At 55.5% G+C, this 21882-nt stretch carries 18 protein-coding genes and 2 pseudogenes; 12 read left to right on the top strand and 8 right to left on the bottom strand.

Annotation, left to right across the window (positions count from 1 at the left end; all coding sequences use genetic code 11):
- Positions 1-450 precede the first annotated feature (450 nt).
- The 5 genes from I6F35_RS02525 to wecB are packed head-to-tail and all read left to right on the top strand — an operon-like array spanning position 451 to position 5768.
- Positions 451-1509, top strand: a complete 1059-nt coding sequence (locus tag I6F35_RS02525) for a glycosyltransferase (protein ID WP_225116069.1) — start codon at positions 451-453, stop codon at positions 1507-1509.
- The gene (locus I6F35_RS02520; RefSeq protein ID WP_225116068.1) at positions 1509-2732 is read left to right on the top strand and encodes a glycosyltransferase family 4 protein; all 1224 of its coding nucleotides are present in this window, start codon (positions 1509-1511) and stop codon (positions 2730-2732) included. Before I6F35_RS02525 ends, I6F35_RS02520 begins: the two co-directional genes overlap by 1 nt.
- Entirely contained in the window at positions 2725-3612 is an 888-nt protein-coding gene (locus tag I6F35_RS02515) for an SDR family oxidoreductase (protein ID WP_225116067.1), read from the top strand. Before I6F35_RS02520 ends, I6F35_RS02515 begins: the two co-directional genes overlap by 8 nt.
- Complete coding sequence (locus I6F35_RS02510) at positions 3605-4609, top strand: polysaccharide biosynthesis protein (RefSeq protein WP_225116066.1); 1005 nt, start codon at positions 3605-3607, stop codon at positions 4607-4609. The genes I6F35_RS02515 and I6F35_RS02510 overlap by 8 nt, the downstream gene beginning before the upstream one ends.
- Before the next feature lie 28 nt (positions 4610-4637).
- Entirely contained in the window at positions 4638-5768 is a 1131-nt protein-coding gene (gene wecB / locus I6F35_RS02505; protein ID WP_225116065.1) for a UDP-N-acetylglucosamine 2-epimerase (non-hydrolyzing), read from the top strand.
- A gap of 165 nt (positions 5769-5933) precedes the next feature.
- Here wecB and I6F35_RS02500 read toward each other — a convergent pair whose 3' ends face one another.
- Positions 5934-6911, bottom strand: a complete 978-nt coding sequence (locus tag I6F35_RS02500; RefSeq protein ID WP_225116064.1) for a class I SAM-dependent methyltransferase — start codon at positions 6909-6911, stop codon at positions 5934-5936.
- A gap of 515 nt (positions 6912-7426) precedes the next feature.
- On the opposite strand from I6F35_RS02500, the gene I6F35_RS02495 reads away from it, so the two are divergent.
- Entirely contained in the window at positions 7427-8686 is a 1260-nt protein-coding gene (locus I6F35_RS02495; protein ID WP_225116063.1) for an O-antigen ligase family protein, read from the top strand.
- Positions 8687-8702: 16 nt separating this feature from the next.
- Here the strand turns inward: I6F35_RS02495 and I6F35_RS02490 are convergent.
- Both I6F35_RS02490 and I6F35_RS02485 read right to left on the bottom strand, forming a co-directional pair.
- Positions 8703-8812: pseudogene (locus I6F35_RS02490) on the bottom strand (SOS response-associated peptidase); the annotation flags it as partial.
- Positions 8813-9271: 459 nt separating this feature from the next.
- Positions 9272-10327, bottom strand: coding sequence for an alpha/beta fold hydrolase (locus I6F35_RS02485; protein WP_225116452.1), 1056 nt, complete (start codon positions 10325-10327; stop codon positions 9272-9274).
- Between I6F35_RS02485 and I6F35_RS02480 the strand changes: the two genes are divergently transcribed.
- Both I6F35_RS02480 and I6F35_RS02475 read left to right on the top strand, forming a co-directional pair.
- Positions 10272-10691 (top strand): CopG family transcriptional regulator, encoded by a 420-nt coding sequence (locus tag I6F35_RS02480; protein WP_225116451.1) that lies wholly within the window; start codon positions 10272-10274, stop codon positions 10689-10691. The two genes, I6F35_RS02485 and I6F35_RS02480, sit on opposite strands and share 56 nt — an antisense overlap.
- Before the next feature lie 5 nt (positions 10692-10696).
- Positions 10697-11890: a PHB depolymerase family esterase gene (locus I6F35_RS02475; RefSeq protein ID WP_225116450.1), complete on the top strand. Its 1194-nt coding sequence runs from the start codon at positions 10697-10699 to the stop codon at positions 11888-11890.
- A 716-nt stretch (positions 11891-12606) separates the two neighbouring features.
- Here I6F35_RS02475 and I6F35_RS02470 read toward each other — a convergent pair.
- Both I6F35_RS02470 and I6F35_RS02465 read right to left on the bottom strand, forming a co-directional pair.
- On the bottom strand, positions 12607-13416 hold the full coding sequence (locus I6F35_RS02470) for a YiiX/YebB-like N1pC/P60 family cysteine hydrolase (protein WP_225116062.1): 810 nt from the start codon (positions 13414-13416) through the stop codon (positions 12607-12609).
- A gap of 166 nt (positions 13417-13582) precedes the next feature.
- Positions 13583-13957: a heme-binding protein gene (locus I6F35_RS02465; RefSeq protein WP_225116061.1), complete on the bottom strand. Its 375-nt coding sequence runs from the start codon at positions 13955-13957 to the stop codon at positions 13583-13585.
- A 397-nt stretch (positions 13958-14354) separates the two neighbouring features.
- Here I6F35_RS02465 and I6F35_RS40095 point away from each other — a divergent pair, with 397 nt between their 5' ends.
- The 4 genes and pseudogenes from I6F35_RS40095 to I6F35_RS02445 all read left to right on the top strand — a co-directional run.
- Positions 14355-14486, top strand: a complete 132-nt coding sequence (locus tag I6F35_RS40095) for a hypothetical protein (protein ID WP_275945429.1) — start codon at positions 14355-14357, stop codon at positions 14484-14486.
- A 269-nt stretch (positions 14487-14755) separates the two neighbouring features.
- The gene (locus I6F35_RS02460; RefSeq protein ID WP_225116060.1) at positions 14756-14893 is read left to right on the top strand and encodes a hypothetical protein; all 138 of its coding nucleotides are present in this window, start codon (positions 14756-14758) and stop codon (positions 14891-14893) included.
- A 438-nt stretch (positions 14894-15331) separates the two neighbouring features.
- Entirely contained in the window at positions 15332-16126 is a 795-nt protein-coding gene (locus I6F35_RS02450; RefSeq protein ID WP_225116059.1) for a hypothetical protein, read from the top strand.
- A gap of 707 nt (positions 16127-16833) precedes the next feature.
- Positions 16834-17927: pseudogene (locus tag I6F35_RS02445) on the top strand (IS3 family transposase); the annotation flags it as partial.
- Between the two features lie 386 nt (positions 17928-18313).
- On the opposite strand, the gene I6F35_RS02440 reads toward I6F35_RS02445, so the two are convergent.
- From I6F35_RS02440 to I6F35_RS02430, 3 genes are all read right to left on the bottom strand, one after another.
- Positions 18314-18727: a hypothetical protein gene (locus I6F35_RS02440; RefSeq protein ID WP_225116058.1), complete on the bottom strand. Its 414-nt coding sequence runs from the start codon at positions 18725-18727 to the stop codon at positions 18314-18316.
- Positions 18728-18799: 72 nt separating this feature from the next.
- Complete coding sequence (locus tag I6F35_RS02435; protein WP_225116057.1) at positions 18800-19327, bottom strand: hypothetical protein; 528 nt, start codon at positions 19325-19327, stop codon at positions 18800-18802.
- A gap of 518 nt (positions 19328-19845) precedes the next feature.
- Positions 19846-20259 carry a hypothetical protein gene (locus I6F35_RS02430; protein ID WP_225116056.1) on the bottom strand — a complete coding sequence of 138 codons (414 nt, stop codon included), beginning with the start codon at positions 20257-20259 and terminating at the stop codon, positions 19846-19848.
- Positions 20260-21882: the final 1623 nt, after the last annotated feature.

Genomic DNA, 21882 nt, shown 5'->3' with positions numbered 1-21882 from the left:
GGGCTCGATTTAAGTAGAAGTGTCTCGTAATTTCGGGCGCCACAAAACAATAGTCTGCGATCAATACATGCACTTTCCACAACCTCGAATTCACTCCCGTGGCTAAGTAGCATATGACTCAGCTCAGCGGTGGGGATGTTGGTGATCATCCCGACTTGGTTTGCCACACGGCGAAGTTTCGGCAACGCGGATCAATCTCGTTAGATTCATGCTGATCGAACCATTCGCTCTGGTATTTCGCGATATGGCTTCCCCGGATACCGTCATGCAAACCAACTGAAGGTCATCCATTACAGCCTCCGGATGAGAAGGTAAATTGTCCCGGCAACGGCCATGTAAAAATTGAACTTGCAATTGAACTCGCGCTTGGGTAGGTACTGAGGAGAAATGGGGGGGCTTGCGGGGAGCGTTACAGGTATATTGAGGGATGCAACGAGAACGGGTGGCGGTATGGCTGCCGTGGCGTTGCCCCTTCATCGTGCTTTGCTGGAGCAACAAGCGGCTTCGAGCCTCATATGCGGTTCGCCGCCCGAGCAGAAATATGAAAGCGTCTACGTAGCCGGACAGGGCGGACGTGGCTTCGGCGCTCTTCCAGCTTATCTGTTCTCCGGCCTAGTTCACATCCACGGTCTTTGGACGCCATTTGAGTGGTTCGCTCATCGGCAAGCACAAAAGCACCGAGCGCGGCTCGTTGTTAGCCCGCATGGCGCTTTGGCTCCATGGGCGCTTGCGCAGAAGCGAATCAAAAAGTGTGTGGCTTGGCACGTCTATCAAAGAAGAATGATTGAGTGCGCCGATCTGCTCATTGCTAGTTCTGAACAGGAACATCTGCAGCTCCGTGGGCTGGGGCTGCTGTCCCCGATTGCCATCATCCCTAACGGGGTAGAGGAGGATAGTACCAGGTTAGCAGAATCTGGTCGAGTTGAGCGCGAGAAGATTGTGCTCTTCTTGGCGCGCCTGTCTCCTGCGAAAGGTGTTGCTGACTTGTTGCAAGCTTGGAGCGGTTTAGAAGACCGGCGAGGCTACGAATTGCACATACATGGTTTTGGCGATCCGAGGTATCGGGAATTCTTGAAAACGCAAATTCAAACGTTAGGACTGCTACGAGATGTTAAGCTTTTAGGGCCTCTCTACGGGGACCAGAAGTGGCAAAAGCTTCGCAGTTGCTCTGTGTATGTCCTGCCGTCATACGGCGAGAACTTTGGGATCTCTGTGGCCGAAGCTCTCCGGGCTGGTCTTCCCGTAATCACCTCCCGCGCTACCCCATGGGGCCATCTTGTGGAAAGAAGGCTGGGGTGGGTTGTCGACAACGATGTTGGTCAGTTGCGGCAAGCCTTGCGAGAAGCAATTTCACTGACGCTGACTCAAGCGCAGTCTATCGGAGAACGGGCAAGAGAGTATGCTCTGCAGAACTTCTCATGGCCTGGCATCGCCGAGCAGTATGCGAAAACTTACGCGTGGGTCCGTTGTCCCACTTCGAGAAAGCCTGATTGGATTAGCATACCTTGATGCGCATTTTGCTAGTAACACAGTATTTTTGGCCAGAGTCTTTCATAGTCAATGAGCTGGTTCAAAGGCTGGTCGCACGAGGTCACTCAGTCACGGTCGTAACGGGCAAACCCAACTATCCGACTGGACAGATTCATCCACCATATACTCGGCATGGCATTCAATGCGAACGGTACGAGGGCGCGAGTGTCATAAGGGTGCCTTGTCGGCCTAGACATAAGGCCAGTGCGCTCGACCTAAGTCTTAACTACATGTCCTTCGTCTTTTCCGGGCTTCTGCGGTTTCCTTGGTTGCTTCGCGGTCGCGACGTTGATGTTATTCTTGTATTCACAACTCCCATCACGGCCGCGATTCCAGCAATTCTCCTGCGCAGGCTAAAGCGCTGTCATCTTGCTCTTTGGGTTCAGGATCTCTGGCCAGACGTTGTGAAGTCGACCGGATTTGCCGGAAGCCGCCTTGTTTCGCGGGGGCTCCGGCTTGTCTCGGACTTTGTCTACGGAGCCGGAGATACCGTTTTTGTGCAATCTGAGAAGTTCGTTCGACCAATCTCCGAAACGATTTCGAGTGATAGAATTTTTGTACTCCCAAACTTTGCCGCTTCCTATGTTTCGGAAGAGATCGTGCCTTTGCCCATCCACATCCAGCGCTTATTTTGCGGAAGATTCTCGGTTGTGTTCGCGGGTAATCTCGGCCGTGCCCAAGCGCTAACGACTATCGTCGAAGCGGCGCGCGTTCTTCAGTCGCGACCAGAGATACTGATAATTGTGGCCGGCACAGGAAGCGATGCTGAGTCGCTACGTCGTGCCGCAGCTGATGCTGGAATAAACAACCTCGCAATGGTGGGAATGCTGGACAACCGTATGATGCCGGAACTGTTTAGGTTGGCCGATTGCCTGCTCGTCACGTTGGGCCGAGATGCCGCGTTGAATGCAACCATTCCCAGCAAAGTGCAGGCATATCTCAAAGCTGGACGGCCCATCGTAGGCGCCATAAGTGGGGCGGCGGCCGACTTGATTGAGAAGTCGGGGGCGGGGCTCACTGTCGAGGCTGAAGATGCTGCCGGTCTTGCACGGAGCATTCTCGAACTCACCGACATGCCTTTCAAAAAGCGGCTACAAATGGGAGAGGCGGGCCAGGCCTACTACAAAGAGCACTTCGAGGCCGAGCACGTAATAGGTAGATTATTGAGAGTCTTGGAATCGAGGATGGGAGGCCATGCGTAGAACGAAAGTACTTATTCTCGGCGCAAGCGGGATGTTGGGAGCAGCGGTATTTCGATCTTTTGTGGAGGATGAGAATTGCGAATTGCTGGCGACCATTCGCGACAAGCAAGCGTCGCGCTTTTTTGCACCACAACAAGTGGCGCGGCTCGTAACGCTAGATGTATTGGACGACAACTCTCTCGTTTCGATTCTGGATCGAGAACGTCCGGACGTTGTTGTGAACTGTGTCGGCTTAGTGAAGCAACTGTCGTCCGCATGTGATCCTCTTATCGCCTTGCCGATCAATGCACTGTTTCCTCATCGTCTCGTTCGGCTTTGTTCCCTCGTCGGTGCACGAGTGATTCACATCAGCACCGACTGCGTCTTTTCGGGTGCAAAGGGAAACTATACGGAGGAAGACCCTACGGACGCGCAAGACCTCTATGGTCAGTCCAAACTGCTCGGGGAGCTGAGTAGCTACAAAAATGCGGTGACACTGCGCACCTCTATAATCGGGAGAGAGCTGTCTACATCGCATTCGCTAGTGGAATGGTTTTTTTTACAGAAGCGAACGGCAGTAGGGTACACGAAGGCAATCTTCTCCGGCCTCCCTACATGTGAGCTCGCGGCAATTATTCGTGACGTCGTTATGCCGAGGCCTGAGCTTAGTGGGGTTTACCATGTGTCCGCGCAGCCAATTTCCAAGTTCAATCTGCTCCGCCTCATTGCAAAGGAGTATCGAAAGGAAATTTCCATCTTGGAGGACTCGAGTGTGCAAATCGATCGTTCGTTGATTTCTAAGAAGTTCACAGCCGTGACCGGATATCGAGCTCCGGCCTGGCCCGAACTAATTCGTCGAATGTATGAAGCCGATGTACGTCACGAGGCAGCCCATGTTTAGTGGCAAAACACTAATGATCACCGGTGGAACTGGATCCTTCGGCAATGCCGTGTTGCGTCGGTTTCTCCACACGGAGATCCGCGAAATTCGCATATTTAGTCGCGACGAGAAGAAGCAGGAAGATATGCGAACCGAGCTGAAGAATACGAAGGTTAAGTTCGTCCTGGGCGACATTCGGGATTATGGAAGTGTACGGGACGCCATGACGGGAGTCGACTACGTCTTTCATGCCGCTGCCTTGAAGCAGGTGCCCTCCTGCGAATTCTACCCAATAGAAGCGATGCGCACTAACGTTCTCGGTACTGAAAACGTTCTACAGGCCGCGATCGAAAACGAGGTCAATCGCGTCGTCTTTCTGAGTACGGACAAGGCCGTGTATCCCGTCAACGCAATGGGGATTTCGAAAGCTTTTGCCGAAAAAGTCGTGTTAGCAAAATCAAGGGGCGCCGGCAAAACGATCTTCTGTATCACCCGTTATGGGAACGTGATGGGATCTCGCGGGTCGGTTATTCCATTGTTTATAAGTCAGATCAAGAAGGGCCTTCCCCTCACGGTGACCGATCCTAAAATGACCCGCTTCCTGATGTCGCTAGAAGACTCGGTTGAACTCGTTGTCCACGCCTACTTGCATAGCAGGCCCGGTGATACGTTCGTCCAAAAGGCGCCGGCCGCAACCATCGGTGATCTTGCTCAAGCCCTCAAGGAGCTTTTCGAAGCGCGCAATCCCATTAACATCATCGGAACCAGACACGGAGAAAAGCTGTTCGAAACCTTGATTGCACGAGAAGAAATAATGAGAGCCACGCAGGAGAGCCGATACTACCGGGTGCCAGCTGATAATCGGGACTTGAACTACGATAAGTTCTTTGTGGAAGGTGAGCCAGAGCTGTCGATGGCGGAAGACTACACTTCCCACAATACGGATCGCCTGAGCGTGGCCGGTATTAAGGAGCAATTGCTCGCGTTAGATTTTGTGCGCCGGGAGCTTGGACGCTAAGCAGGGCGAAGAGCAGAGAGACGAATTGATGAAGGTCATGACGTTAGTCGGCACGAGGCCGGAACTGATCAAGATGAGTCGTGTCATCGCCGAACTCGACGCTCAAGTTGATCACGTCCTGGTACATTCAGGACAAAACTATGATTTCGAGCTGAATCAAGTTTTCTTTGACGAGCTTGAAATACGTAAGCCGGACCACTTCTTGGGCATTGATAACCGAGCATCACCCGCGCGGGCAATTGCGGACGTTATAGCTAAATCGGATGACGTATTGAATGCGGAGAGACCGGAGGCATTGCTACTCTACGGTGACACGAACACCTGTCTTGCAGTAATCGCTGCCAAGCGTAGGAAGATTCCTATCTTTCACATGGAGGCGGGGAATCGATGCTTCGACCAGCGGGTGCCAGAAGAGCTGAACCGGAAAGTTCTCGATCATTTGAGCGATATAAACCTCGTTCTGACCGAGCACGCAAGAAGATACCTCCTTGCAGAGGGAATTCGTCCGGAGACAATTATCAAGACCGGTTCGCATATGCGAGAGGTTTTGCAGCACTATATGCCTAAGGTTCGAGCCTCCGATGTGCTTGCTCGCCTTGGTTTGGAGGAACGAAAGTTCTTCCTAGTTAGCATTCATCGCGAGGAGAACGTTGATAGTGCAGAGAACCTTCAGGAGATTCTCGAAACACTGAAAAGGTTGGCCGAAGAGTACGGGCATCAAGTGGTGGTATCGACGCATCCTCGGACACGCAAACGGCTCGACGCGTTGGGGCCGATCAGCCAGCACAGCAAGGTCACATTTGCTCGTCCGTTCGGGTTTATCGACTATGTTCGGCTTCAAACCGCAGCGCTTTGCGTGCTTTCGGACAGCGGTACAATCACGGAGGAGGCGTCACTTCTCAATCTGCCTGCTATCACCATCCGCAATGCTCACGAGAGGCCGGAGGGAATGGATGTCGGCACGTTGATAATGAGCGGATTGAAAGCGCGACGTGTGCTAGAAGCCGTGCAGATCGTTATCAGGCAACATCGATCCACACAGCCAGTTTTCAGAACCGTACCGGACTACGAGGTCGATGCAGTGTCAAAGCAGGTAGTTCGTGTCGTGCTGAGCTATACGGATTACATTAACCGGACTGTCTGGTGTAAGTCGAACTGATCGCAACAACGGATGTTTGGCGGACGCGGGTAGCGTGATCCCCGAACCGAATGTATCAATCATCGCTATCCCCATTCAGGGCACTTGGTCATAGCTACCGCCCAGGCGGCGCTGAGATTGAAGTCTGACATACTTCCGTCTATCTGACGAAAGTCACGGTACGGGCTAGCCTTTTCGGAGCCAGAACGACCCACCATGAGGCAAGATCCCTTCGTGATCTGGATCCTTCCAGAGCCGATCGAGCACTTGTATAAGATCCGGTTGGTTGGAGACATACCCGGCTGGAAATTCAATCGTATCTCCATCTGCGCCGCCGAATAGATAGGATGCCAAGAGGTATTGTTCATTATAGTACCTCGGAGCCCACCCGCCAGGGTAGTCGTCCGGCAGAAAGATGTCGTGAATTCCGTACAAGAGTCCCCTTGGCAGCCGGCCAAGCACTTCCATAAAGAAGACGGTTACGTCCGAATTTGGAAACGAGCGATGGCTATTGTCTACGAAGACGAGGTCAGTGGGCGTCAGTTCATTCAGCACGTTCAAGTCAAGTGCTTCCAATCCAACGCGATGGACCTGATCGCAGATCAAGTCAATTTCGGCACGTGGAGAAGGGTCCACCGAAATGATCCGCGTACTCAATCCGTAATCATTGATAGCTTTCCTGACGAACTTCGTTGAGTTGCCTGAGCCGACTTCAAAGTAGATGCGTGGTCGGGTGGTCGCGACGAAGTAATATAGTAGGACGGCATCTAGTCCTGGAATCCAGCCGTTCGACCAATAGGGCTGGGTTAAAGCCTCATCGGGCTGCTGCAGATTCGGAATTCGCAGAAAGGAATCCATGAAGCGATCACATGCGATCAGCACGTCACGCCAATCGGTATGTCGGTTTTCAAAGTGGAATTTGAGCTTCTGTACGTGAGGGCTTTTGGACCAGTCGCGATATTTCGGGGACACAGGAAAATCGAGCTCTATGATGCGGCTTTCCGCGTGAAGCTTCAGATAATGATTGGAATTGAAGCGGGCCGGCCCTAACTCAAGTAGCGCCTCGTTCAGCTGTTTCGCGTAACTAATTCGCTCTTGATCTGTCTTGCTGAGCAGCGCGTATACCTGCATCAGTTCTTTCTTGATCTCGTCAATGATCTCCACAGCCCATGCTCCTCTTGTGAACTTTCCCGCATCGCGCCGAAGAAGGAAAGTCTGTAGATTGATTGTTGTTAGCTCATGAGTCCTGCGGCCGATACGCCGATAGGTGGCTCAAACTTACATCGACTATAGACTAGGAAACAGAATTGTCCTCTGAAGGTATACCTGCGTAGGCTCGCTCCAGTCCTTCTAGACTGGCGATTCGTCGCGGCCGCCAATCGGAGTGGATGACGATCAGCCGCAGTTCTCGAGCTTCCCATCGCAAATAGCTTCGGCCACTTATCATTACCATTCGCCATCGAGCAAGCCAAAAGTCCGACTCGGAGAAGCGGAGCCTGCAACGTGGTGCCAGAGGCTCAGAAGTTGATTCGACCAAGTTTACGATCCAAGCGGTTTTCCCTAAGATCGTCAGCCAGCAGCATCGCGCTGTTATTACTCCGATCGTTCTTTCGTTAGGAAGTCGATCGTCTGCCAATTCAGCATAGGTCGCCGCGGGCTGACCCATTCGGAGCGGAGTGATGGACCGTGTTTTCAATCGTTGGCTTGTACTATCGATCTACGTCTCAAGCGGTTCGATATTGGTTTTTGCTCACGGCCTAATTGGCGCCGGACCATTGTTCACCGCAGCCTTTATCGCTGGGTCCACGTTAACTCTTTTTCTGTTCAGCCGTTGGAGTGACTTCACGATTGATTTGGCGGACCTTCTGTTCACGATGTTCAGTTGCTCTGTTGTCGTATCCTTTGCTGTCAATAAATTCGGTAGCAGCCCCAAAGAAGTTACCCTGTTGGTGATGTCGTTGGCCGCTTATCCGGCCGCCCGATTGTTCGCTGGAAGCAAGGCGATAGCGCCAAGCTTCGTGCTTGTCACAGGGATGGTGGTCGTGCTTGGCGCTGTTCTGACCCTTGCGGCGTTACCCACGCAGTGGAGCGATAGCTATGGCAGGCCACACCCTGTCGTGTTTGGACGTTTTGGAGCGGCTCCAGCGCAATTCACTTTGACGCTCGGCTTTCTGATAATCGCTTTGGTCTGCATGCGACTCACGGCCATCCGGGCTGCGGCAGCTGGCGTTCTCGTTTTCACCTTGACGGTCGTGTTCGCGGCCTCCTTTGTGCGATTTTCGTTTGTAGCCATCGGTGCCGCTCTCATGTTCGCGTACTTTACTAGCCAAAGTCACGAAAGAAGGTACGCTGCGATGATGATGTGCTTTTTAATCTCTGGCATTGTTGTAGGAAGTCTTGCCCGAATAGAGCTCGCTCCGCGATTTGCGAGGCCGTCCGGTCACGTCACGTCGGACGGTGCAGGGTCATCATCAGGTCTCGTATCGCATCACGCTATTCAGATTTCGGTCCCCTCGACAGAACCGAACGCGAAGGTTGGGCAGGCGTGCCCTGAAACAGACATGCAGAACTCGATCGCAATTCGAAAGCAGTTGTATTCTGATGCGCTCGCTCTCCTGCCAGCCGCCGGGCTGTTTGGCATCGGCATGGACCGGTTTATGTCTTTGTCGTGCATACGGGATAGCCAAGTTCACAATTCAATCTTACAGGTGGCGGTGGAGCTAGGATGGGTCGCGGCAGCTATGCTTATCGCGCTTCTTGTCTTGTCGGTTTTCTCACTGTCGCATTTGGCGCGGCAGAGCTATGAGACACGGTTCGCGCTCTGCGGATTGATATTTGTCGCTCTACTCACGATGGCACATGGTCGGCTTAGCCGAGATTCTCTTCTCTTCCTATTCCTAGGCTACACGGCTAGCATCAGGGCGATACGCCCGCGCTGAAGATGGGCGCTGGCTAGTCAGGAGAGATGCCGGGCATCGGGGCAGGTTGCCGACATAGCGATTGATGACCCGGAACAGCGCCCGGATCGCTTCCTGGTTAGTTGTGATCGAATAGAGATTGCACATCAGGTGACTACAGGCAGGGGTAATAGTAGGTGCAAGTGACGGATAGCGCAGCATAGACGCCCGGCCAAATCAGAATCATCAGAAGGCTCGGAAGCAAGAGCAGCAAGGCCCTGGCGCCGCCGTCCCCAAGCTAACATCGCGAACCACACGCAAAACACAATTGCGCTGACGAACATGGGCCCAACGAGGATGTTCGAAACAAAAAATGCAAGTGGCGGTCCGACCAAACCCAATGCACCGACCATCAAGTACCAATCGAAATACCGGCTCATCGCTCACCTGGCCACCACGTCGACGGCGGGTCCTGAGCGGATATCTTGTTCGGTCGCAGTGCCACGAGGTGACTGCGCTTGTAGGGATAGTCTGAAAGTGCTTGACCTCAAACGGCCGATTAGAGAAGCAGACATCCTGCAAACGGGCCAAAAGATGAGGTGAATGTCCTTAAGGTCGGCGTCACGGTTAGCGCCTGCGCATCCAATCAATTACCTTCGGCCAGATTTCTCGATGCGCCTGTCTGCCCACAAGTGGTCCCACGTGCTGAAGCGCCACTCCGACTTCCGGCTCATAAGGAAAAATCGAAGGGTCCCTCAACGCTCCTAACACGGACGAGGATGGGACCACTCGGCTTGCATGATCGACAATTGCCGCGACCGATAGTTTGCTCAGCGAGTTCGATCGGGCAACCTGCCCAAGCACATGAAGCTCGTTCCGGGCGAATCGGTCTTCACGATAGAGCAGCTCGATTACATCTCGGATTAGTTGGTCGCTGGGAGCGAACTCGTCAAGACTCCAACGAATGACAGCAAGATGGATTGCTAACGCTTCCGGGTCCAGCAAGCTTGTGCAGCTATCTCCACAGCGCCAGATTACGAATTCTTCCGGGGCCGCGAAAACGCTCGCAAGATCGAGCAGACTTCCCGGAACAGGACCAGGCGGCACTGCTGGCGAAGACAGCACAAGCGGACCTAGCGCTCCGGTCTGTTCGCCGAATTTCAGGGGGGCTTCAACAAGCACGAGTTTGCTGACCAGACGCGGCGCAATGGACGCAGTGATCGCGGCGAGGGTACCACCAAGAGAGTGCCCAACGAGGATCGATGGGCTGCGATGCTCGGTCGCGATCATTTCAGCTGCAAGGCTGAGCGAGCTTATGCCGGATTCGAGGTTCGACTTGCCATCCTGTTCCTCTGGCCATTCGTACAGGTAGACCGCAAATCCCGCCCGGATGAGACGCCGCACGACGCTCACCTCCGGCAAGAGATCGAATATATATGCCCGCTTGATCGGGGCGGGTACGATCAAGACTGGCAAAGCGTTCGCTGCTAAGGGCGCGTAGCGGCGCAGTCGAAAATCATGATGCTCAAGGCGATCCCATGCTGTTTCATGCGGCCCGTAACCCGCATTTTCCATTAGGTCGCCAACGGACCTTCTAAAGGCGTCGCTGATCGAAAAAATCGGAAACATCGTCCGCCCTCGCTGCTCGTCAAAGACAAAGTTCTCGGATAGCGAAAAGATCACGATCAATCTTGGCTATGTCGATCTTGGTCAGGTCGACTTGATGGTGCAGGAAGGCTTCTATTCGAACCGAACCGATTTCATTCGAACGGCAATCCGCAACCAGCTGGAACGTCATGCGGACGTCGTCAAACAATCGGCCACCCGAAAAAGCTTGGATCTGGGTCTGAGGCACTTCAGCCGAGAGGATCTCGAAGCGGCGCGGCGATCCGGGGAAATGCTGCACATCAACGTTTTGGGCCTTGCCAGCATCGCTCAAGATGTCACGCCCGAGCTTGCGCGCGCCGCAATTGCGTCGGTCTGCGTGCTGGGCGCTTTGCAGGCCAGTCCGGCGGTCAAGGCCGCCCTCGTCGATAGAACGCGGTGAACGCGATGCTGAGACCGGAGATGATTGCAGAAGCCACACGCCTCACGCGCACTGGCCGACTTGTCGAGGCCACCGCGCTGCTGCAACGCATGCTGCGCGGCGAAAGCGCGCCAGAGCCGACATCGCGCACCAGTCAGCCCGCACTTATTCGACAAGAGCCGCCAATCATCGATGCGAAGGCCAATGCTGTTGAGGAGAACAACAGCCCGGACCTGGCGCGGGCGGAATCTCGCATGCTCCGCGAGCTGCTCGAGCGCACCCGAGAACGCCGTGGGTTCAGACTGCAAGCTGTGACTGAGCGCAAGCCGCTGTCCACGTCAGATATCGTGCCTGACGGCACAAGGTTCATCGAAGGCAGCTACAGCAATCCGGCGGGAAGCCGCGTCTACAAACTCTTCATCCCCAGCCGCCATCAGGGTCAACCGCGTCCCTTGATCGTGATGCTACACGGCTGCACCCAATTCCCAGACGATTTCGCCGCTGGCACGAGGATGAACTTCATTGCTGAAGAAAACTCCTGTTTTGTGGTCTATCCGGCACAGCGCAGCGAGGCAAACCCCGCGAAATGCTGGAACTGGTTTCGCGCAGCCGACCAGCAGCGGGGCAGCGGTGAGCCCTCGATCATTGCCGGCATCACGCGCCAAGTCATGCGCGATTGTTCGATTGATCCGCATCGGGTCTATGTTGGGGGATTATCGGCCGGAGCTGCCGCGGCAGCTATCATGGGCAATGCTTATAAAGATCTGTACGCGGCGATCGGCATCCATTCTGGCCTTGCTTGCGGGGCCGCCATGGACCTTCCTTCCGCGCTGGTCGCCATGCGAGAAGGTGGCGGATCCAGTCACAGCGTTCTTTTTGATGACGGGCCACCTGTGCCAACTGTTGTTTTTCACGGCGACCGCGACACCACAGTTCATCCCAGCAATGGCGATCAAATGCTTGCGCGGTCTATGAGAGCCATGAGCCTACAAAAGAAGGTTGATCGCGGCCAGGTCCCTGGAGGGCATGCTTACACCCGCACGATCCTGAGCGACGCGAGTGGGCGCGGAATATTGGAGCACTGGAACATCCATGGAGCTGGACACGCGTGGTCCGGAGGCCACCCTGCCGGCTCCTACACTGATCCGAAAGGACCGGACGCAACAAGGGAAATGCTGCGTTTTTTCCTGGAGCATTCGCTCGCACAGCGATCAGGTTAGCGTCCGCCCGTTGGTGGCCCCAAGCAGCGGTTGAGGGATGGCTGCTATTCTGCCGCTGTCAGGGGATAAGCGGACATCCGGCGAATAGGCCAAAAATGACGCGAGTGACCCGAACCGGACATCGACCCTGGCCGCACCGTCCTGGAGACGGTGTTGACCTCCGGTCTGGCGCAATCGCGGGAAGGTACAGGTCAGGTGGCGCTGCTGGCTCTGCAGCGATTTGGCTTCTGCGCATGGGCAGCCGAAGGGAGCCGACGGATTGAGCAGCATGGTCGATGCGAACGATATGCGCGAGCGTGGTGTTCCGATGACGCACACGGCGCAACATTTGGGTCGAATGTACTATTGGCTATAAGGGTCAGTCCGATTCCAGGCCTCAAGAACTGTTATGCTCGCCTGCAAGAAGGCAAGGTAATTGCTATGGGAAGCTAAAAGACCAAGATTGACCAGTTCAAACGCAGCTTCCCATGAGCTCTCTCTCGGCGCGAATCTCGCTCGCGCGCCCCCATGAATGACCAGCGGTCGGAAGCTACGGCCGCGCTGCCCGTGCTTTGCTCCCTGTCGGATGCCGTTCGAGCAATGGATCAATAGTAGGCGGGGTTTCGACATTTCAATCTCCAGATTTGTGGTCGACGAGGGTTCGCCATCGCGGCCTCGCTCGATCCAGGACTGAAACGGCGTGAGCGTTGCGCAACTCGGTGCCTGATCCGGGAAATTCAGGCGTAGGCCACCTCCGCGATCGCGCCTTCAATCTCTGGAGCGAACGTGACCTTTGCGGTGTGAACTTGGGGAAGATCGGCCCAATGCATGTCTTTATAGTTGAAGCCTCGCGCGAGCGTGGGCTTCACCACCATAAAGTAGGGCGAAACATCGAAGTCGCGCGGCGCGTAAAGTGACGAGTGGCGGGTCTCGGCGATTTCGCGCCGCGCCGTCTGGCTCTCGAGGTGCGTGATCTTGGGCAGGATCGGGTAACGCACGGCGTCGAATGCTTGCGCAATTAGCGAAGAACAGATGATGCGGCTAGCATCGCCGGACCCAAGCGCAATCGTTTGGCGGCGCCAACGCGGCGCCACTGGCCATGGGAATAGATAGCGCATCAGGTCGACGACGTTTTTGAAATCGTAGCTGAGACCAATGCGTTCGATAGCGTAATGGCAGACCTTTGCGCAGTCCGCTCCGCTCAGTCCCACCGGCCGACAGATACGGGTTTGACAATGCAGATATTTCGACAGCGGCGCCGACACGACACCTTCGCCGATATTGGCTTCGATCAGGACATGGCGCTCGCCGTCGGTTGCGGCGCCGGCCACCGGCCCGACGTACAACGCCGAGTGCGACCAAGTCGATTGGGTGAGATATTTGATGCTGCCGGAAATACGACCTTTGCCCTCGACCAGCAAGACATCACCGGGTCGAAGGGTGTCGCGTAAGGCTGTGGAATCGTTCGGAGTGAACGGCTCACAGTGGTTGACCGGCTTCTGCAACCGGGCAATCAGACGTCCGGCATTGTCGAACATCCAGCCCATAACTCGTTTCTCACCTGTTTGGTTTTTTCCGTATGGCAGTTCCAGAGAGTGCTGCCGTTCGGTTACCCAAATTACATCCCAAGCATAATCATTGAGAGATGGACCTGACCATTGCACGGAGGTTGATCCCCCTCGTTACATTTGGTTGAGAAGAGCATACCAAGGTTTAGGATCGGGCACCCGCCTGTTGTGACTGATGGGAGCGTCGCACCTCGTTCGGCGGCCACACCCCCGAACTCGCGATCGCATCATCTTCCGCGCCGACAGGCGCACACGAACAGTAACTCCGTAACCTACGCTGAGCCGTCATCGGTGAGGGGCTCAGCGCTGTCGCCGCGGTGTTCGCGATCTCAGCGTCGATCTCCTTGCTCAAGCCGGCAACGCCTACTGCGCCCACGACTGCGCCATTGACATGGATCGGCACGCCGCCGCGCAGCACCAAGATGCCGGCAGTGACGAAGGCCGTTCGAGCTTGGTTTATGTTGTCCTCGATCTCCGCTGTAGCCGCGCCACCGTTCGTGCCTCCTCGATGGCGAGGCAACTTTGTACCAACGTCGTCTTACGCCATCATGCGGAGGGCTACGGGCGCGGCGATGGCGACGATTACGCTGCCCGTCACGAGCAATGCGGACCCCGGCAGCCTCCATAGCGCCATCGACGTTGCAGCTACACACCGTCAACGGCAATACATTCAACGTCGCTATCAGAACGGCATAAGATCGAAAAAGCGGGGCATTTGGCCTCGGGCCGCCGCCGGTCCCATTTTATTTGTTGCGGCGCATGAGTCTCTTGTTGGCCCAACTCGGACCTCTGGTGAGGTCGGCTTTTGCGCCGCTATCAGGAGCACAGCGGACCTCATCCGCGCCTTAACTGCGGCGCGGGTTTATGAGTATACGCCCTAGCCAGTACGGCGAATGGTACGGCTCAACGTGGAAAGCTTGATCGCCAAGGATCTGGCGCAGGTGCATGACGCCGTAAGCAACACCTTCATCGCCAAGGGCCACGGCCCGATGTACCGCGCGGGATCACTGACGCCGGCCGGCCGAATGCGACTTCAAAGCCTTTCATAACCTAAGTTATTGACCTCGCCAGTTTGCTGCCCCTGACGAGACGCTCCTCTTCGGGGGCTTTCTTTTTGGGCGGCGAGCGCGGAATCGAATTTGAGTAGCACGGGTCAGAAGTGCACAGACGTCCTGCCCATGCCGCGCTTGGCTTGACACGCAACCTCTCGGCCGATCGTCTCGACCCTCAGCCCGGTGGTCGGCCAAAGAGGAGGCGCGGCCCCGGCGCGCTCTCCAGTCGCGTCGGGGCGGCACGCCCTGCCGTCAACGGGAATTGGATGAGCAAACGCTGGTTCGGGTTAAGACAACGAGAGGAAGTGACGATGACGCCGCGCGAGAAACGGGACATGCCCTATATCGTGCTCGCGGCCGTGGTGGCGGCGTTGATGGTCGCCCTTGCTGCGCTGTGGCGATAGCGCCAGGATCATGCGGGACAATGACTGTCTGTTTACCGCGCTCATTATCATCGCGGGCATTGCCTCGACGATCATGGCGGCGATTGCGGTTCTCTCAGCTCGCTGACGCCATGCGCCATCCTAATCGCGGCGCGACCACCCTTGACCGAGCGATGGTGCGCCGGCCGCACTGTGCCGCTAATCCTGGGGATTGAGAAGTAGCCCATGACTCGCTGTAGTTGCGATCATGGGCACCCGTCGAGTAAAGTTTGGCGGTGCGCTTCAGCCGGAATGACTTCTTTCCGCCGACACCGCGCTGCGGCTCGCCCGCTACTTCGGAACTCCCGCGGAAATGTGGGTCAATATGCAGGCCAGCCACGATCTGTCGAAGGCGCGGGTGGAAAGCGGCAAACGGATCGCGGCCGAGGTTAGAGCGCGCACGGCTAAGGACGCGCAGCGATGACAGCCGACGAACGATTTGCGCTTATCGGGCAGAAGATTGATCGTGCTAACAAGCATATCCGCGATCTGCAAATTGCAATCGCAGCTTTCGTCGAGAGCCGCCCCCTCGAAATTGGGGTGAAGCGGGATTCACATACCAAACGACCAATTTATTATGTGACCGCCGTTCGTCCAATCCCGCATGAAATACCGCTCATTCTGGGAGACGCGATTCACAACCTCAGAACGGCGCTCGATCACCTAGCCCAACAACTCTATCTCGTTGGCACCGGGGCGACCACTTACAGCAGCAAAACAGAGTTCCCCATCTCGGAGAGCACCCAAAAATTAAGGGGAGTTATAAAGGATAAGTGCAAGGGTATAAGGCCGGAAGCCATCGACGAACTCCTAGCGCTTGAACCGTACAAGGATGGCAAGGGCAACGACTTATGGGTCTTGCACAAGCTTAACAACATAGACAAGCATCGCACCCTGGTCGCAGCTGGCGTGAAATACCGCAGCGTCAATATTAGATCGATGCTCCTAGCGGCCCTCTCGCCTGACTCTCGCGAAAGATTCGGCGGTCTACCAGACATAGATCTCAAACCAGAGGACACACTCAGCCCACTCAAAGTAGGCGACGAACTCGTCACCGATCTGCCAGGAGCCGAGATATCGTCAATACCATTCAAACTAGAAGTTGCGCTTTTTGAGCCGGAAGTGCTCAAGCCTGCGGCCATGATGGAAATCGTGCAGCATCTCTCCAGCTTAGTCACTGCCACCGTGACGGCGTTCAGGCCGTTTCTCGTCTAGCGGCCTAGCGAGAAGCTCCAGCCTGCCGTGACGTTTTTGAACCGCACGCGCTGAACGGCCCGTGCGGTTCTTTCGTGCCGACGGTCGCACAAGAATTAGATGAAACCTCTCACAATCTAAGCTTGAAATAATAGCCACGATGATCGTATTCAGGCTTTAAGCAGCCTTTTGTACCGACAACTCTTCTTCTTACAGGCGGAGAAAGGTGACGGGATAACAAAGAAAAACATCGAAATCGCCATTGCGAAATTTCACGCGAAGCAGGCAATGCTAGAAGTTGAGAAGGCCGAAGCAAAAGGATCAAGTGGTGGCTGACATAGACGATTTCGCAACTTCACTGCTGGAAGAAGCGAAGCGTTTTTGGAGAAGGCGCAGGGAGCCGCTGCCTCTGATACAGTCGCCCACTTAGCTTACCTGCATGCTGCTCTCATGCTGGGCTTTTGTTCACTTGAAGCCCACGTAAATGCCATAGCAGATGAGCGCCCAGAGTTGTCTCAACACGAAAGAGGATTTCTCCTGGAAAGCGACGTGAAGCTAGAAAACGGCGAGTTCGTGCTTAGTGGCCTTAATGTCGCGGCTCGAAGACCGGCTGGCCTTCTTGCATCGAAGGTTTTCAGGAAAGCAGTTGGACTGAAGTGGACCCCGGATTTTGGACCAGCGGCTTAGGTGGTGCGGATGCCGTTCCGTTTTGATAAACGGAGCGGACCATGAAGAAGACGAGACGGAAAATCGATGCGGCGCTGAAGGCAAAGATCGCCTTGGAGGCGCTGCGAGAACAATCAACGGTGACGGATCTGGCGCAGCGCTACCAGGTGCATGTGAACCAGATTTATGCGTGGAAGAAGCAGCTTCAGGATCAAGCGGTTCGGGCGTTCGAGGCGGGCGCTGGCCGGGATGGCGAGGCGGCCCACGAACTGGAGGTCGAGAGGCTCCACGCCAAGATCAGACAATTGACGGTCGAGCGAGATTTCTTAGCCAGGAGGTCCGGAAGATGAGCGCGCCGGATCGCCGAGGATTGCTTCAGCGCGATCATGAGAGTCTATCGATCCGGCGGCAATGCCAACTGCTGAGCGTTGCGCGATCGAGCGTATATCGGCCGCCGCGGTCGGCCAATGACAACGACGTTGAGCTGATGCGGCGGATCGACCAGCTGTTCACGGCCTGGCCGTTCCTGGGCTCGCGGCGGATGATGGCGATGCTCAATGGCGAAGGATGTCGCATCAATCGCAAGCGCGTGCAGCGGTTGATGCGCAAGATGGGCATCGCGGCGCTGGGACCCAAGCCCAGAACCACAAAGCCGGCGCCGGGACACAAGATCTTCCCATATCTCTTGCGCCATATGGTCATCGATCGGCCGAATCAAGTGTGGGCGGCCGATATCACCTATGTGCCGATCGGCCAGGGCTTCCTGTATCTGGTGGCGATCATCGATTGGGCGAGCCGTGCGGTGCTGGCCTGGCGCCTGTCGAACACGATGGACACCTCGTTCTGCGTGTCTGCGCTCGAAGAGGCCTTGGCACGCTTCGGCCGGCCTGAGATCTTCAATACCGACCAGGGCAGCCAGTTCACCAGCGCCGCCTTCACCGGCACGCTGACCGCCACCGGTGTCAGGATCTCGATGGACGGTCGCGGGCGCTGGATGGACAACGTGTTCATCGAGCGGCTGTGGCGCTCGCTCAAATACGAGGACATCTATCTCAATGGTTATTCGGATGGCCACGAGGCCAAAGCCGGAATCGCCCGATGGATCGAGTTTTACAATTTCCAGCGCCCTCATCAGGCGCTGGAAAACCGCGCGCCGATGGCGGTCTGGCGGGCCGGTGTCACCGGCGCATTCGGCGAAGAGGCTGTGGGGATGACGCTTCTCGCAAGCGAGAAGCTTGGACAACGCTGCGCGTTGCCCACATCCCCACAGCCACAACAGCAGCAAGCAAGAGTAGCGTAACGTTATTGGGAAGAACGAACGGCAGCAGTTCCACTTAAGAAACCGGACCCAGTGGTCCTCAGCATAGGGTCCACTTCAGGACACCCAAGCACCTTGGTGGGGGCAATTGCGGGCGGCTATAACGTTGCGCAATAAGCTTACGCACCCAAAAGATGCTCAGCCGATATCCGATGGAGATGTGCAACTAGCACTCCAAGCCATCATATCGACGCTGGATGCGCTTTAACGTCCTCAGGCCACGATCAAACGCAATACCAACCTTCACCGCGCTTGTTTGTGCGATCAAGTACGGGGCCGTAACCCATTCCGTTTGCACTCCCATTCATAGATCGCGCGATACAACCAAGATCTTTGCCGCCGAACAATGCGTTCATTATAAGTACGCGCCAGTAATCGTTTCCGCTGTAACCACAGCCGATTGGCTTCGAGTACCATTGATCGTTCGGTGGGGTTTCGATTGCGTGGAGCATTGATTCTTCGCAGTCTCGGTGTGTCTCAAAGCTGTTGAAAAACCATTCGACTCGCTTCTGCTTCATGTTCCACGCATACCCCATCCAGGGCTTTGCCGCCGTATCGTTCAACAAGTCACATCCCCCCAAGAATGATGAGACTAGGACCACAAGCATTAGACCAAATTGTTTTTGCTGTTTCAGCATCAGCCGCGATCTTTCGACTAGGTTTGTAGGCGATTTCTATAAGGGTCAGATCAAAGTTCTCACTAGGATGATCTACAGACCTGGACCGTATACGAGTTCATGCAGATGGTTTATGGCCGCGCCCGTGTCATTGATGAACTTTCGAAGGCCGGCGGGCGTGCGGATGTCAAGACCGCTGTACGTCACCTTGCCTGAAGATCGATATTCCTTCCGATTCTCTGGATAGAAGCTGTGAGCCAATGCGTTTCTAACCGCGTTGAGCTTGTTTATCGTACTAGTGACTTCGGGTGGCACCGAGTTGGCCGCATGAACTATGGCGAGCTTTCTCAGCAGGTACATCTCGTCAAGGATGTGGTGATAGAAAACACGTTCTTGCTCACTCGCATGCGAACCATAACGTATTGAAAGTGGTTCGACGTTCAGGAAGTAGGTCGCAATGATCTCTCCGAGTAATTGGTCTATCAGCGTATAGCGCATGAGGACCTCTGCGGTGACCATCTTCGCTATGCCGTGTTCAGCCTGCAACGGACTGGTGGTCAGCGTCTCTTTGTCCAAGCCAACGAGATCGGCGATGGCGAGCGCGTCGTTCTCGTAGTTCATTGATCGCCCCCAGGTTGAGAAGCTTTATCGTCTTTCGGACATTACAGTACGGGGCGATTTGTTCAGCGGTACAACGACGTTTCATTCTCGAATGATGAATCAGACCTAGTGTAGCTCGAACTTGTCTTGCCATCCTCGTGGACGAAGAAAGAATATATCCCGTACTCGTTTGTTTGCTTCAGATGAATGCCGTACCGAACGTCAGCATACGATGGAAGGCGAAACACCCCGACTTGCTGATCTTCATGGTCGTCAATTTGGGAGCCTGACCGTTCGGCCACATGACTGCCTGCGATTGCTTTCCGGTTCAAGCCCTAACGAGCCATCCAATGGATCCGCCAAGGGTGTGGGCCGTCCCTCAGTTTGGAGCTGCAGGGGAATTCGGCTTTGTGCTTTTGAAGTACCTTCCAAACAACCTTTGGAATTTCGACAGGGACATCTTCTGGGGAACTTGCTGCCCTGGCGCGACGGCCCATCTTAAAAGATTGCGCGACAAGAGGGTCACCGCATGTCCTCCGTCAATCGCACAGGTAAATAGCCGTTCGTTTGCGGTCGAGGAGATACGCTAGGATGTCGCGCTCGTGTTTATTCAATGAGGTTAGTTCATCTATTATTTCGGTTTCAAGTTCGTCTGGCGTCTTACGGGTTGCAGTTGGCGGGATAGGCTCAAAGCGTCTTACGTGGACGTTGTGCGAGCGAAGAGCGTCACCGACCGCCGAGTCGAGCCTCTCACAAATCGCTCCAAGAGCGTCCTCTTCAGGCCTGCTAAACGCACCGGTCGTGATGTAGCGTGAGCGGATTACGTTATCGTGCTCATCGATGAGCTTGATGACCTCTTTGTCATCTTCGATCAGTTTAAGCCCTCGCTCTTCCACCGCTTGACCGAGCTTCTTCACTCCATGGGAATACTGTTTAAGCTCCTTGACCGTCACGCCTACGCAACGCAGGTACGATTTTAGGTATAGCTCGATTGCATGGTAGAAAAGGAAGGTGATAGGGGCGGCGGGGTGAGTGATCGGGAGCCGTTGTGTCCGCAGATTGCCAATATGATCGGGCGAAGTGAAACAGCCCCATCGGGTTTGTGCGGTCATCATCGGTTAAGCCTGCTTCGCCGCGCACGTGCTTTCCTTAATCCATGTGAGTTAAGAAGGAGGTGGGAATCACGGCAAGTTGTCGCCTCACTAAGACCGACAGAACGCGCCCGATTCGTCCAGAGGTCCGATCGGCGCTCGCGCGGCTTCGTCCAAAAACTTCGACTGTTTCGGCGAGAGCACTAGTTGCTTCGCGGTTCTCATCGAACATATGCCAGCGGGCATAGACGCCTGTCACGCCCTTGTCTTGTGGTTCAGCGAAACCTTGACCTAGTCGAGGGCAGATGAGCCGCGTGCCGAGTCTCTCGCCACTGTACGTTTGGATGAAGTGACGTTTAGGCATTAAAAATGATTCTGTGTCGGTCGGTGATCAAAATAATGGGGTGTAAGGTGGTAGATAAGTGGCATTGGGCTGAGGGAAACCGGTACGCGGTCGAGGCCATCAAAACGACACTGACGCTCAATCGCGGGGCGACGGTAGCTCTGTTGGCGTTCTGGAAGGGTAGCGACCTAGTCCCCGCAGGCGGTGCCGTGGTGGCTTTTGCTATCGGCTCATTGCTAGCAGCCCTTGCTTTCGGGGCGGCGTACTTCACGCAGCTCTTACTATGGAAATGATAATTGGGCGGGTGCGACCCGCCGACACTATGCTACCTACATCCTATATATCCTTTCGATCCTGGCGTTCATCGCCGGACTTTGGCTCGCGTGGGGCTTTCTCGACGCAAGTTGTCACAACATTGCGAACCAGCCTGCCGACTCCGGCAATGCGTCGTCAGTATCTGTTGCGAAACAGCAGCCTAGGTAATTGCCGCGTAAGAAGACCCAACTCATGGAGATCATGTCGCGGCAGGATGCCTACCGACGCCGACTCGACAGAGAAGCCGCCGAGCGCGAGAGCGGCAAGCCGGTCTCCCCCACGCCGGCGCTAGACGCCGATGGGGGCACACGATGGCCACGCAAAGGCAAGCGGATGCGAGACCGCGACTAAGCTGCCGCAACGTACCTGGGTAGTAACGACTCTACGCCTCACGGGCGCTCAGACATACAGTGCGGAGCCCATTCGTCCATCAAGCAACTTGGCACAAAGTGCGCTGACATCCGCGTTGCGGTTGTGCTTTTCTATTGGTGCGACCTCTCGCTGATCGAACCCCAGCTAAACCAGCCCCGGTGGGTGAGATGGAGCGCGCCCCGGTGCCGATCCGCCCAATGATCGCGCCGGGGCGGCTAACGTAGAAAGTGCGGCATCATGCAGGACCGTCTGTTTACCGCGCTCATCGTCATAGCGGGCATCGCGTCGGCGATCATGGCCGCGTTTGCGGTGCTCTCAGTTAACTGACTTTGCTGGTCGACGCGATCTGCCGCCGGACGCATGATTTCGGAAAGCCCTGCTCACATCCGGACCGGTATCTGCGAGATAGCGATCCGCTTCGCCGCATCCACAACTCCAACCTCGGTGAGCGCTGT

The sequence above is a fragment of the Bradyrhizobium sp. BRP22 genome, from assembly GCF_020194175.1.
Classification (GTDB): domain Bacteria; phylum Pseudomonadota; class Alphaproteobacteria; order Rhizobiales; family Xanthobacteraceae; genus Bradyrhizobium.
Note: the sequence above shows the minus strand (reverse complement) of the source record. Positions and strands in the feature narration are given on the sequence as shown.

Excerpts from the sequence above, each read along its gene's own strand:
- I6F35_RS02525 (WP_225116069.1), top strand. The coding sequence starts at position 451 with ATGGCTGCCGTGGCGTTGCCCCTTCATCGTGCTTTGCTGGAGCAACAA.
- I6F35_RS02520 (WP_225116068.1), top strand. The coding sequence starts at position 1,509 with ATGCGCATTTTGCTAGTAACACAGTATTTTTGGCCAGAGTCTTTCATA.
- I6F35_RS02515 (WP_225116067.1), top strand. The coding sequence starts at position 2,725 with ATGCGTAGAACGAAAGTACTTATTCTCGGCGCAAGCGGGATGTTGGGA.
- I6F35_RS02510 (WP_225116066.1), top strand. The coding sequence starts at position 3,605 with ATGTTTAGTGGCAAAACACTAATGATCACCGGTGGAACTGGATCCTTC.
- wecB (WP_225116065.1), top strand. The coding sequence starts at position 4,638 with ATGAAGGTCATGACGTTAGTCGGCACGAGGCCGGAACTGATCAAGATG.
- I6F35_RS02495 (WP_225116063.1), top strand. The coding sequence starts at position 7,427 with ATGGACCGTGTTTTCAATCGTTGGCTTGTACTATCGATCTACGTCTCA.
- I6F35_RS02475 (WP_225116450.1), top strand. The coding sequence starts at position 10,697 with ATGCTGAGACCGGAGATGATTGCAGAAGCCACACGCCTCACGCGCACT.
- I6F35_RS02470 (WP_225116062.1), bottom strand. The coding sequence starts at position 13,416 with ATGGGCTGGATGTTCGACAATGCCGGACGTCTGATTGCCCGGTTGCAG.
- I6F35_RS02460 (WP_225116060.1), top strand. The coding sequence starts at position 14,756 with ATGAGCAAACGCTGGTTCGGGTTAAGACAACGAGAGGAAGTGACGATG.
- I6F35_RS02450 (WP_225116059.1), top strand. The coding sequence starts at position 15,332 with ATGACAGCCGACGAACGATTTGCGCTTATCGGGCAGAAGATTGATCGT.
- I6F35_RS02440 (WP_225116058.1), bottom strand. The coding sequence starts at position 18,727 with ATGCTGAAACAGCAAAAACAATTTGGTCTAATGCTTGTGGTCCTAGTC.
- I6F35_RS02435 (WP_225116057.1), bottom strand. The coding sequence starts at position 19,327 with ATGAACTACGAGAACGACGCGCTCGCCATCGCCGATCTCGTTGGCTTG.